The sequence below is a fragment of the Variovorax sp. GW821-FHT10B04 genome (assembly GCF_059415645.1).
Genome location: NZ_JBWKNQ010000022.1, coordinates 23,050 through 34,566, shown reverse-complemented (window position 1 = coordinate 34,566; position 11,517 = coordinate 23,050). Strand labels below are relative to the sequence as shown.

At 61.9% G+C, this 11,517-nt stretch carries 9 protein-coding genes and 1 pseudogene; 2 read left to right on the top strand and 8 right to left on the bottom strand.

Going from position 1 to position 11,517, the window contains the following annotated elements:
• Positions 1-90: 90 nt before the first annotated feature.
• The 8 genes and pseudogenes from AC07PZ_RS31420 to AC07PZ_RS31385 form a co-directional block, all read right to left on the bottom strand.
• Positions 91-471: pseudogene (locus AC07PZ_RS31420) on the bottom strand (anthranilate synthase component II); the annotation flags it as partial.
• Positions 472-611: 140 nt separating this feature from the next.
• Entirely contained in the window at positions 612-1,208 is a 597-nt protein-coding gene (locus AC07PZ_RS31415; RefSeq protein WP_495299107.1) for a chorismate mutase, read from the bottom strand.
• 36 nt (positions 1,209-1,244) lie between these two features.
• The gene (locus AC07PZ_RS31410; RefSeq protein WP_495299106.1) at positions 1,245-1,991 is read right to left on the bottom strand and encodes an amino acid ABC transporter ATP-binding protein; all 747 of its coding nucleotides are present in this window, start codon (positions 1,989-1,991) and stop codon (positions 1,245-1,247) included.
• Between the two features lie 2 nt (positions 1,992-1,993).
• Positions 1,994-2,581 carry a hypothetical protein gene (locus tag AC07PZ_RS31405; protein ID WP_495299105.1) on the bottom strand — a complete coding sequence of 196 codons (588 nt, stop codon included), beginning with the start codon at positions 2,579-2,581 and terminating at the stop codon, positions 1,994-1,996.
• Positions 2,578-3,279, bottom strand: coding sequence for an ABC transporter permease (locus AC07PZ_RS31400; protein ID WP_495299104.1), 702 nt, complete (start codon positions 3,277-3,279; stop codon positions 2,578-2,580). The genes AC07PZ_RS31405 and AC07PZ_RS31400 overlap by 4 nt, the downstream gene beginning before the upstream one ends.
• A gap of 6 nt (positions 3,280-3,285) precedes the next feature.
• On the bottom strand, positions 3,286-3,957 hold the full coding sequence (locus AC07PZ_RS31395; RefSeq protein WP_495299103.1) for an ABC transporter permease: 672 nt from the start codon (positions 3,955-3,957) through the stop codon (positions 3,286-3,288).
• Between the two features lie 16 nt (positions 3,958-3,973).
• Positions 3,974-4,831: an ABC transporter substrate-binding protein gene (locus AC07PZ_RS31390; protein WP_495299102.1), complete on the bottom strand. Its 858-nt coding sequence runs from the start codon at positions 4,829-4,831 to the stop codon at positions 3,974-3,976.
• 514 nt (positions 4,832-5,345) lie between these two features.
• Positions 5,346-5,657: a helix-turn-helix domain-containing protein gene (locus AC07PZ_RS31385; RefSeq protein WP_495299112.1), complete on the bottom strand. Its 312-nt coding sequence runs from the start codon at positions 5,655-5,657 to the stop codon at positions 5,346-5,348.
• Positions 5,658-5,972: 315 nt separating this feature from the next.
• Between AC07PZ_RS31385 and AC07PZ_RS31380 the strand changes: the two genes are divergently transcribed.
• Both AC07PZ_RS31380 and hyoA read left to right on the top strand, forming a co-directional pair.
• Positions 5,973-6,509, top strand: a complete 537-nt coding sequence (locus tag AC07PZ_RS31380; protein WP_495299111.1) for a helix-turn-helix domain-containing protein — start codon at positions 5,973-5,975, stop codon at positions 6,507-6,509.
• 547 nt (positions 6,510-7,056) lie between these two features.
• The gene (hyoA, locus tag AC07PZ_RS31375) at positions 7,057-11,403 is read left to right on the top strand and encodes an NACHT domain-containing antiphage protein HyoA (protein WP_495299101.1); all 4,347 of its coding nucleotides are present in this window, start codon (positions 7,057-7,059) and stop codon (positions 11,401-11,403) included.
• Positions 11,404-11,517 lie beyond the last annotated feature (114 nt).

The window sequence follows — 11,517 nt, the reverse complement described above, 5'->3', positions numbered from 1 at the left end:
GCCGCGCAAGACGCTCGGCTTCCACACACCAGCTGAGATGTTCAGCGAATGTGTTGCATCGACCGGTTGAATCCGCCAGTGATACCGGACCGCCTCGAAGGGGTTGGGCACGCCCCGAAAAAGGTCGAATGCAGAGTGCGTGACCTTGTCCAGCCTGCCGTGCATGGGCCGCGCCGCGATACCCACTGTGGCACCGCAGAAGTGGCCGATGGCCTGGTGCCCCAGACAGACGCCGAGGACAGGCACATCGCTGTGCTGCAGCACCTGCGCGGTCACGCCGATGTCTTCCGGGCGCTGCGGACGTCCCGGGCCCGGCGAGATCACGATGTTGTCGAACTCGAGTTGTCGAATACCGTCCCAGTCCATCTCGTCGTTACGAATGACGATGGGCGCGCTGCCGTTGCAGGCGGCCAGATACTGGTAGAGGTTGTAGGTGAACGAGTCGTAGTTGTCGATCAGCAGCGTATTCATGAAATGCCCCTTGACCGCACCATGCGGCCTGACCATCGTCAACCCGATGCCGGGGGCACATAACTACCAAATCAGGTAGGGGCGGCGGTTGAAACGCCAACTGCCGCCCTTCCCCGTCGACCGCTGATCGACGCCGCCTTTCAGTCGCCGCAAACGCGTGCCAATCCGCGGTCGAGCGCGATGGCATAGAGCGGGCTCAGACGGTGAGCTCCAGCATGCGTTCGTGCGGCATTCGCCACGCGGGTTTTGCAGTCGGGCGCGTCGCGCAGTCGTTGCGTCGCCATCAGCTCACCGATGAACCGAGAACGCAACTGGTCGAGTGCGGGGCGCAACTCCGTCTTCAGATCCGCCCTTGGCTCCGCGGGCGCTTGGCCCGCGCGCCGCCATTCGGCCATGAGTGCGACTTGCACCAGCTTGCTCGCCTCGATCTGGTCCGCAAAGAAGGCGGACGCCAGGTCGCCCGAGAGTCCAAGGCGCGTGGCTTCGTCGGCCGCGGCGGAGATCACCTGCTTCTCCCGCGGATCGTTCGGCGGATCTGCAATGGGTTGATTCGTGTCCCACTTGGTCAGCGCCACCTTGCGGGAGACGTCCAGCCGGGTGGCACTCAGCTCGACAAGTTTCGAGAAGTCCTGGGACGGGGCAACCTGGGCAAGGCCTTGTGCCGACCACAGAACCAGGGACCCAGCAGCGAGTGAAACAACCGGCCGCAGCACGTTCGCGCGAGTGAGATATCGCATGTCATTCTCCTTGAAGTGGTTGAGTGACTGTCTTGCTCAGAAGACCTGGCTCAGGAAGGCACGGATGCGCGGATCCGAGCGCTCGCCGAAGAACACGTCGGAAGTCGCCTCCTGCACGATCCGCCCGCTCTCCATGAACACCACCTTGTCGGCGACTGCGCGCGCGAAGCCCATCTCGTGGGTGATGCAGATCATCGTCATGCCGCCGCGCGCGAGCATGATCATGGTGTCGAGTACTTCCTTGACCGTCTCCGGATCGAGTGCCGAGGTGGCTTCGTCGAAGAGCATGACCGACGGGTTCAGGCACAGCGCCCGCGCGATGGCTACACGTTGCTGTTGACCGCCCGAGAGCTGTGCGGGATAGGCCGAAGCCTTCTCGACGAGGCGGACCTTCTGCAGATGCTCGAGGGCAATCTGCCTGGCCTCCTTCCGGGGGCGATGCCGAACCCATGTTTGAGCGAGCGTGCAGTTATCGAGCACCGTCAGGTGCGGGAACAGGTTGAACTGCTGGAACACCATGCCGACATTGGCGCGAACCAGATCGGCATGGCGCATGTCCGGTGACACCTTCGTGCCGTTCACGATCACGCTTCCACGCGCGTAGCCTTCCAGACCGCTGATGCAGCGCGCCAGCGTCGACTTGCCGGAGCCCGACGGACCGCACACCACGACGCGCTCGCCGGCCTCGACCGTCAGGTAGATGTCGCTGAGCACCTGCTGGGCGCCGAAATGCTTCGATAAGCCGACGACGGACACGACCGCCGGTGAAGTGAGCACGCTCATCCTCACTCCGACTCGCGATAGCACGCAGCCGCAGGACTCTCTCGCCATGCGATCATGCCGCCGCCGCTCACACGGGTGCGTCCGTAGACGATCCAGGCATCGTCGACGGTGCCGATGAACTGCGTCACCTGCAGGCGCTCGGGATGCTTCTGCGCGACAGCCGCGTAGCCGAGCCCTGCAGCGTAGGTTCCGTCGGCCAGACCGGCCGTGACGTCCGCCACAGTGCCCACCAGTTCGATGTGGTCCCATTGGCTCGCGTCGACATAGTCGAGCGTCGGGCGCATCACCGCCAGTGATCTCGAACGCTCTGCACCGCGTCGCTGGATGATCGCCAGATCCTGACTGGGCGAGATGAAGGTGTCGATCACGTACAAGCCTTCGAAGAATCGCGCGACCGTTGCCATGGTGGCCGGATGAACAGCGCACTGGAGCAGGAAGTCCGAGCGTCGGTCCAGCACCGCCCGCGCGCCCTGGTCGAAGTCGACCGCCAGGTCGATGGTCGCGAGTTCGCGGATGCCATGGAAGTCGAGGTACCGGTGCAGCACGTACTGATGATTGCTGCCGCTCGGGCCCAGGGTGATGAATCTCATGATGCTTTGTGCTCCAGTTGGTGTGAGTGACTCAAAGAGGTTTCCAGCATGCGCATCCCCAGCATCAGGCTGTAGTTGAGAACGAGATAGACGATGCCTGCACCCAGAAAAATCTCGTAAGGCGCATAGGTCTCGGCTGTCAGCAGGCGTGCGGTGCCGGTCAGCTCAAGCAGGGTCACCGTGCTGCCGAGCGACGTGGCCTTGCAGGTCAGGATGATTTCGTTGCCGAAGGCGGGCAGTGCCGTTCGCACCGCCAGTGGCAGCTCGATCAGCCAGAAGGCTTGCGGCCTGTTGAAGCCGAGCACGCGCGCAGCTTCGCGTGTTCCCCTTGGAACCGCAGCCAGCGCGGCGGCCAAGGTTTTCCCGGTGTAAGAGGCGGAGTTCAGTCCGAGTGCGATCACGACACACCAGAACGGATCGCGCAATACCGGCCAGATGAGCGAATGACGAAGGACCTCGAACTGGCTCGCGCCGTAGTACAGCAAGAAGATCTGCAGCAAGGACGGCGTGCCTCGGAAGAAGAGCACGTAGCCGTTGGCCGCTGCGCGCAGTCCCGCGGACCGGGCGTTCTTGGCCAGCGCAACAGGAAACGCCAGCAGCGTGCCCAGCGCGATGACACATGCAGTGAGCGCCAGTGTGAGCCATAGCCCTTTCACCAGCGCCGGTATGGCGGCGCCGAGGATGTTGATATCGAACATGGCGTCTCAAAGGGCGTATGCGCGAGAACTTCGGCGCTCCGCCCACTCCAGGCACAGCGTGGCCGCACCAGCCAGCACCAGATAGATACAGGCGGTTGCGAGGTACATCGTGAAAGGCTCACGGGTGGCTCCCGCGGCTTCCGAGGCCTTGCGCATCAGTTCGTCGCAGCCCACGATGGAGACGATCGATGTCTGCTTGAGCAGCACGATCGACTGGTTGCCAAAGGGTGCGAGCGCGACGCGCGCCGCCTGCGGCCAAACGACCGTCCAAAGTGTCTGCGGCCGCGTCATGCCCAGCGTCCTGGCGGCTTCGCGCTGCGCGACCGCAACCGATCGCAATGCGCCGCGGATGATCTCGGCTGCGTAAGCGCCAAAAGACAGACCCAACGCGACCACGCCCGCCACGAAGGTATTGACCTCGACATAGCGGCCCGTCAGAGTGGCAAGGGTCATCGAGCCGCCGAAGAAAACGGCAAAGACAACCAGCAGATCAGGTACGCCCCGGATCACCGCTGCGTAGGCATAGCCCACGGCCCGCAGGGCGCGGTGGCCGGAAAGCTGCAGCCAGCAACCCGCAATGCCCAGGAGCATGCCGACCACCAGAGAGGCAAGCGCCAATTGCAAGGTGGTGAGCGTACCCAGCAGCAACTGGCCGCCGAAGCCATGGAGCATGTTCATATTCATGTGCCGACCGTCACATGAGCTTGAACGGAAAGTACTTCGCCGTGATGCGATCGTACGTACCGTCGGCTCGGATGGCTGAGAGCGCGGCGTTGACCTTGACCATGAGATATGGATCGTCCTTGCGCATGGCGATGCCGTTGCCATCGCCCAGCAGGCCGCCCTTCAGATCAGGCCCTGTGAAAGCGAAGCCGTCGGCTGCGGGCGTCTTCATGAACCCCACGTAGTAGGTCACCATGTTTCCGAGGATGTAGTCGACCCGCCCCGCGACCAGGTCCAACTCGGCGGCCTGCGGCGTGTCGTAGAACTTGATGTCGGCGTCCTTGTAGGTCTGCGCCAGGTAGCCGGCCTGGATGGAACCACGCTGGACACCGACCGACCTGCCCTTGAGTGCCACCGGGCTCACATCAGGCGGCGTGCCCTTCTTGGCAATGAAGCGGGACACCGTCTCCTTGTACTTGTCGGAGAAGGCCACGCGCTGTCGGCGCTGTTCCGTGATCGCCATGCTCGCGACGATCAGGTCGTACTTTCGCGCCATGAGGCCAGGGATGATCCCGTCCCAGTCCTGCGCGACGATCTCGCAGCGTGCTTTCATCTTTTCGCACAGTGCGTTCGCGATGTCGACATCCCAGCCCTGCAAGACACCCTGGGCATCCTTGAAGCTCCACGGTGGGTACGTTCCCTCCGTCGCGATGCGATAGGTTTCCTGCGCGCACGCAGCGCCCACCCATGCGCATGAAAGCAGCAGCAAACAGGCCCATCGGTGTGAGTTGGAAGATGACGAAACGATGTTCATAAAGACCTTCTTGGATACGGCAAGATGCCGGAATGCTCCAAGAAGGCCAGTCCCCGCGCAAGGCTTGCTCGCCATGCAATCGGGCTGCAAATCGCAGATCAATTTTTGTTGGATTTCCCTTGCAGATAGGGCAACGTCGTTGCATCCCAAGCACCTGTTATGGGGTCGCGCAGTCGCACCGCGTGATTTCGACAAGCCTCCTACACGAATGCGCAACTGAACCAAAGCGGTCGCTCGACAAAGTCTCATCGATCAGACTCTGCTTGACCGACGAGCACCCCGTGACCCCATTTACGGGCACGGGCAGTCAGACGAGGCGCTTTCGCCATCCGGGCTCGACAGCTAGAGCTCTTCTCTGAACATCTGCCGAGCTTGTGTCGCAATGCGAAGTCCGGCTGCATCACCTCGCCGTCTTCGTCAGCGCCCCATCGCAAAAGTTGCGCTGCACGAATGACTGACCACCATCAGCTGAGGCAATGTTGTTCGAATACGCTCACTCAAATCGAACATCACACTGGCGCAGAAAGACACATCAAGGGTCATCCCACGTCCCCGCTCGAATCTAGCGATCGAACTCATCGCGCCAACGTTACCTGCGCCGCGTCACCCTCTCAGCAGGTAGCCCTAACACAGCTTGATTGGCTCTGCGCGGTTTTCCGCCATCCCATGTCGGCGCCAAAGTCTCGTTGACCCCGTCGAAAAGCTTGGGCAGCGTGATTTTGAGGCAGTAGCAAAGCGTCGCCAGTGTCAACAGCGAAGGATTGACGTGACCGCGCTCAATCTTAGAAATTCTAGAGCGCTCAACCTCCGCGTCGAACGCGAGCTCGACCTGGGTCATGCCTGACTCTTCGCGGAGAGAACGAAGCCTTTTTCCGAGCGCGAGCGTAACGGCATTCGGCAAAACACTCGGTGGCGCTTTGGGTCGCGTCTTGAGTTTGCTGCCTGCCGTCATAAGACTCGCAGGTTCTTCGAATGTGCCTATGGAGGAAACGTCTTAAACGACACATAATGTGTTGTCCTTCTGTCATCTGGAGATGCCATGAAATCTTGGATTCCGTCGCCAATCGGTTTTCGGACATAGCTCATGGGCGACGACCGTATTGCCTCCCCATTGCCGACCGCTCGCCCTTTCCGGCTGCCAGCGTCGGTTTTGCGCCCCCGCATACCCGCCTCCGCAACGACTCGCAGTGATTCCGCCTTCCGTATCGGACACCAGATTCGAGCGCTGCGCGTTGCATCCGGCGCCTCAGGCGGCGAACTCGCCGTCATCTCCGGTGTCTCCCGGTCGATGCTCTCGCGCATCGAGCGCGGCCTGGTATCCCCCTCCGTCGAGACACTCGACCGAATCGCCCGCGGTCTGGACGTGCCCGTCTCCCGCTTCTTCAGCGATCAGACCAACCGGACGGACTTGTCCTATGTGCCCGCAGGCAAGGGCATCTTGGTCGAACGCGTCGGCGCCGTGGCCGGCTACCGCTACGAACTCCTGGGCCATCAGCTCTCGGGCAACCTATTCGTCGAGCCTTACTTGGTCACCCTGCTTCCGCAAGCGGAGCCCTACGTGACCTTCCAGCATCCCGGCGTGAAGTTCCTTCACCTCCTCACCGGCCGCGTCACCTACCGGTACGGCGCCAAGGTGGTGAGGCTGACCCCGGGCGATTCGTTGCAGTTCGATGCCACCGCCCTTCATGGCATTGATGCGATCGAGGAAGGCCCGGTGAGCTATCTTTCGGTTGTGTTTACGATGCGGGAGTAGCGAGGCATAGCTTGAAAATCGACCGCAAGGTGCCGAACGCTTCTCCCCCGTTTCTGCTGGTTTCGGTTTTCATCTTAAATTTAGGTGATCACCTGGGAAAATCCGGCGCGCGTCACAGCAGACTTGCAAGTCACCGTTGCATCCACGGCCGGCTACCTCATGTGCGTCGAGACCGAGTACTTTGGGGGCGCAGGTTCACATGGTGGCGCGGTGTTCGGAGGCGGCGAAGTCACATATGGCCCGAAAGCAGCGGAATTCGGCCCCAACAATGAGGCGCTCGAAGTGCTCGGCATCCGGTCGCCCTCAGGTGTTAACGCATTCCAAACGGTCTGCCTTGATTGGCATCAATGGAGGCCGGCTGGGTCAATCTGAATGGCGACAATGAAGGCTGAACGGAAGCTCCTCACGGCCGCCTGCGGCCAGGAGCGAACCCTCGTATCTCATTGCTCAATGTTTGCTTTTGGCTGACGGCGGTTCCTCCGGCCTATGCATGCCGAGGCCAGTTCGGCCCGCATGTCGCCATCGAGTGCGAAGTATCCTTCTCTTCATGCACATCCAATTGCACCGCACCTTTCAGGAACTGCTGATCAAGGAGCCGGCCGAAGACGCACAAAACCTCTACCCGGGCAGCCAGACCCTGCTTATGCCAGCGCTTCTGGATGAGCTTCGTGTGGTCATTCTGTCAGAAGGGGGATCGGGCAAGACCGAAGAGATCAAACACGCGACCTGCCAGCTTCGGGAGCAAGGCAAGGCGGCCTTCTTTATGCGCCTCGAGCATGTGGCTCACGATTTCGACTCAGCCTTTGTTGAGGGTGATCTTGCAGAGTTCGAGAAATGGCTGGCATCGCCGGAGCCTGGTTGGCTGCTGCTCGACTCTGTTGACGAGTCACGGCTCCGCTCGCCGCAGGACTTTGAACTGGCCATCCGGAAGGTAGCAGCACGGATCTCGAAGGCGAAGCAGCGTACGCACCTACTCCTTACGGGACGGGCGGCAGCTTGGCGCCCGAAATCGGACTTGGACCTCTGCAACAGCCTTTTCCCGGTTGCCAACGAACTCACCGCAGGCCGAGAGGACGCCGGGGGCGGCCAAAGCACCGAGCGGGCGAAGCCCGACAGGTCCACGTTCAAGATCGTCACGCTGCAGCATCTGTCGCCTGGGCAGATCGAGATCTTCGCGTGCGCGAAGGGCATCACGGACACGAAGAAGTTCCTGGATGACATCGATCGTGCCGACGCCTGGTCCTTCACGGTTCGGCCCCAGGATTTGATCGAAGTGACTGAATACTGGCAGGACAACGGTCGGATCGGTACTCGGCTCGAGCTCATGCAAAACAGCATCAAGCGGCGGCTCCAGGAGACCAGCCAGGAACGAGTCGAGGCACGGGGCCTATCGGATCACCAGGCGCTTGAAGGCGCCCAAATCATCGCCGGCGCGCTGATGCTGACCCAGGTTCAAAACATTCGTGTGCCCGATGCTGGAAAGGGCGTGCAAGGGTTCGACGTTCGCGACCTGTTCAAGGGCTGGCAACCCGCCGATCTGGGTGCGTTACTGCAACGACCAATATTCGACCAGGACATCTACAGCACGGTGCGCTTCCACCATCGGTCGGTGAAGGAGTACTTGGCGGCGCAGTGGTTTCTCAAGCTGCTCCGCCAAGAGGTTTCGCGCCGTAAGGTCGAAGAGTTGTTCTTCCGGGACCAATACGGTCTCGAGGTCGTGGTGCCGTCGCTGCGGCCGTTGCTGCCGTGGATGGCCATGGGCGACAGCCGTATTCTTGAGAAGGTGCGCCGTTTGGCGCCGGAGATCGTCTTCGAAGGCGGTGACCCAGTGCAACTACCCGTCGACGTCCGTCGCGAGATCCTCGAGCAGGTTTGCAAGCAGCTAGTCAGCGGCACGTCTCGACGCTCCATGGCCGATTTCGCGGCCATCCAGCGTTTCGCCGCGCCCGATCTGGTCGATACGGTGCGTCGCCTGGCTAAGAAGCACGCCGACAACGAAGACATTGCCACGTTCCTGATGCGCATGGTCTGGCAGGGGCGTCTGGCCGAGGCGCTGCCAGAGGTCCTGCGCGTGGCACGCTCGCCGACTGCAGGGCAGTACGCTCGGATCGCCGCGTTCCGGGCGGTTGCCGAGTTAGGCACGTCGAAGGACATGGCTTCGATCCGCGAAGCTTTCGCGAAAGAGGTCGGTCGCCTGAACCGCAAATGCATGGCGGACTTAGTCAGCCACATCGCGACGCCAGACGTGCAAACACTGGCGTGGCTCCTGGAATGTATCCCGCGGCTGGTCGAGTACGACCAATACGAGGGCACGGGCCTGTCCGAAGAGCTGTCGAATTTTTTCGAACGTGCCGACATTGACTTGGCTGCTAGTGCCATCGTTCCACTGCAGGCGTTCCTGGCCAAGAGGCCCGTCATCGAGCGGACCTACTGCGAAATCTCCAAGCGCTACCAATGGCTGCGGCAGTGCGCCGGCGTGGTCGTGCGCCGCCTGATCGACGCGCGTGATCCCGCGACGCTGAAGCGGAGCGCGCTCTCAGTCCTTCACGTGCTGCCGATCGACGGTAACTACAACGTTCGCGCCTTTGACGTGAAACAGCTCGGCTTGGCCGAGCTAGTTCAGAAGTGGCCGGCGTTGAACTGGGCTCTGTTCTGGCACGTCATCGTGCAGGAGCGTAAGACCAAGCAGAAGAAGGGCCAGAGGGTTGTCGACGCCTGGATGGCGCTGGCGGTGCCGTCCTACGTGCGCTTCGGCGCGCATGACTTCGACGGCGCTGTGCAGGCCATCACCGAGCAGCGACTGGCCGACGACAAGGAGGTCGCGCTGACGCTTGCCTACAGGATCTTCTTGCACTCAGGCAGTGAACCTGAACGCCTCGCGACATTGAAGGCCTCCGTTGCTGCTGACGAGCACCTCAAGGCCCGACTGGCCGGCATGCTGACGCCGCCCAAGAAGGATGCCGCGTGGAGGCGCATGGAGCTCGAGAACAAGCGCTGGAGCCGCAAGGCCGAGGCACACAAAGCGAAGCTGGAGAAGGCACGCTTGGAGGCGTCGGCAAAGCTGGAGGGTCAGCTGGAGACGCTGCGGGACCCAGGCTTCAAGAATCCGTCACACGTGTCCAAATCGCAGTACTACCTGTACGACCGGATGCGGAACTTGGAGGGGAACAATAGCTCACGGTGGAGCATCGGGAACTGGCGAGACCTAGAGCCTGAGTTCGGCCCCAGGACGCCCCGAGCGTTCCGCGATGGCATGGTCCGCTTCTGGCGCCGATATAAGCCAAAGCTGGTCTCTGAGGGCGCTGCGCAGGGCTCCGCGTCGGTCGCTGATCTCTTTGGCTTGGCTGGTCTGAACATCGAAGCCGCGGAAGATCCCAGGCTCCCATGGAAGTTGACGGCCGCTGAGGCTTCGGTGGCGTTCCGCTACGCGATGCGAGAACTCAACGGGTTTCCACCCTGGTTCGCAGCGCTGTCGGCTGCCCATCCCGACGTTGTGAAGTCGATGGCGCTGACCGAGGTCGCCTTCGAGTTGCAAAGGGACGAAGAGGGTGCGCCCAGCCAGTACATCGTTTACGACCTGAGCAGAGTCGGTGATTGGCTATGGAACAGTATTGGCCCCGACATCCTCAAACTACTCCGCATCCACCCGCCCAAGGGCATCGAGCGGCTGCAGCACATGGTGGACATCGTCCTGGCATCCAACCTGCCCGACGCGTCGCTTGCCGCGTTAGCTGCTGAGAAGCTGGCGGCCGTCGGCGGCCCGAGGCAGTTGGCGCTCTGGGCCGCCGTTTGGACGGGCGTTGACCCCGATGCGGCCATCGACGCGGTAGAGGGCCATCTGGCGGCCCTGGATCACTCGAACGAGCGTACTGTCTTCACGATGACCTACGTTACCGACCTGCTTGGTGGGCGCCACATGGCGTCGCGCGCGCGCAAGGCCTTCCGCACGCCCGCGGTGTTGAGGCGGCTGTACATCCTCGTCCACGAGCACGTCCGATCCGGCGAGGACGTCCAACGCGCCAACAAAGGGGCCTACTCACCCGGCCTGCGCGACAACGCCCAGGACGCACGCGAACGGTTGGTGAACATCTTGGGCGAGATTCCGGGACGCGATGCGTACTTGGCGCTGAAGGAAATCTCCGAACGCCACCCTGAACCCAACGCGCGCCCTTGGTTCATGCTCCGAGCCCGGACCAAGGCTGAGATGGACAGCGAGCGTCCGCCGTGGATTGCCACGCAGGTCAGCCAATTCGACTCCGAGTACGAGCGCATGCCGGCCAACCACCGCGAGCTGTTCGACCTGGCTGTGTGGCGTTTGCTCGACTACAAGCATCACTTGGAGGACGGCAACGACAGCACTGCCAGCGTGGTGATCAACGCGGAACGAGAGACCGTTCTCAGAAACCTGATCGGCGCGTGGTGTAACGACCGTGCGCGCGGACGATACGTGATTCCGCAGGAACTGGAACTGCCCGATGCGAAGAGACCCGACCTCTGGTGGACCACTACTGGTTTCAACGGCCCCGTGCCGACAGAGCTGAAGATCGCCGACAACTGGTCAGGCTCCACCCTCTTCGAGCGACTGGAAAATCAGCTCGCGGGCGACTACCTGCGTGACGATGCATCCGTCCGTGGAATCTACCTGTTGGTCTGGCGTGGCGTGCAGAAACGCTGGCAACTACCCAACAAGAAGTGGGTCAACTTCGCCGGGCTTGTGACGGCCCTCCAGGATCATTGGGCGTCGGTGACCGGTGCGCACCCCAGCGTCGAAGAAATTAAGATTATCGGCATTGACCTGACCAAGCGCGCGCTCTCCCCGACTCCGGCGAAGAAGGCTCCGCCGAAGAAGGTGCTGACCAAAAAGGCGTCGGCAAAGGGAACGCCCGCCAGGTAGCGAGGTAAGGCAATCCACCTCAACGGTTAATCTCGGGATATACGGGACTTTTTGGTGGCCGAGGTCGAGCGCATTGCCCCGATCTTGGAGGACGATCACCCTTGGTGCCGTGAC

What these genes read in the sequence shown, in the direction of transcription:
- hyoA (WP_495299101.1), top strand. Translation starts at nt 7,057, where the DNA reads ATGCACATCCAATTGCACCGCACCTTTCAGGAACTGCTGATCAAGGAG.
- AC07PZ_RS31415 (WP_495299107.1), bottom strand. Translation starts at nt 1,208, where the DNA reads ATGCGATATCTCACTCGCGCGAACGTGCTGCGGCCGGTTGTTTCACTC.
- AC07PZ_RS31410 (WP_495299106.1), bottom strand. Translation starts at nt 1,991, where the DNA reads ATGAGCGTGCTCACTTCACCGGCGGTCGTGTCCGTCGTCGGCTTATCG.
- AC07PZ_RS31390 (WP_495299102.1), bottom strand. Translation starts at nt 4,831, where the DNA reads ATGGCGAGCAAGCCTTGCGCGGGGACTGGCCTTCTTGGAGCATTCCGG.
- AC07PZ_RS31395 (WP_495299103.1), bottom strand. Translation starts at nt 3,957, where the DNA reads ATGAACATGCTCCATGGCTTCGGCGGCCAGTTGCTGCTGGGTACGCTC.
- AC07PZ_RS31400 (WP_495299104.1), bottom strand. Translation starts at nt 3,279, where the DNA reads ATGTTCGATATCAACATCCTCGGCGCCGCCATACCGGCGCTGGTGAAA.
- AC07PZ_RS31405 (WP_495299105.1), bottom strand. Translation starts at nt 2,581, where the DNA reads ATGAGATTCATCACCCTGGGCCCGAGCGGCAGCAATCATCAGTACGTG.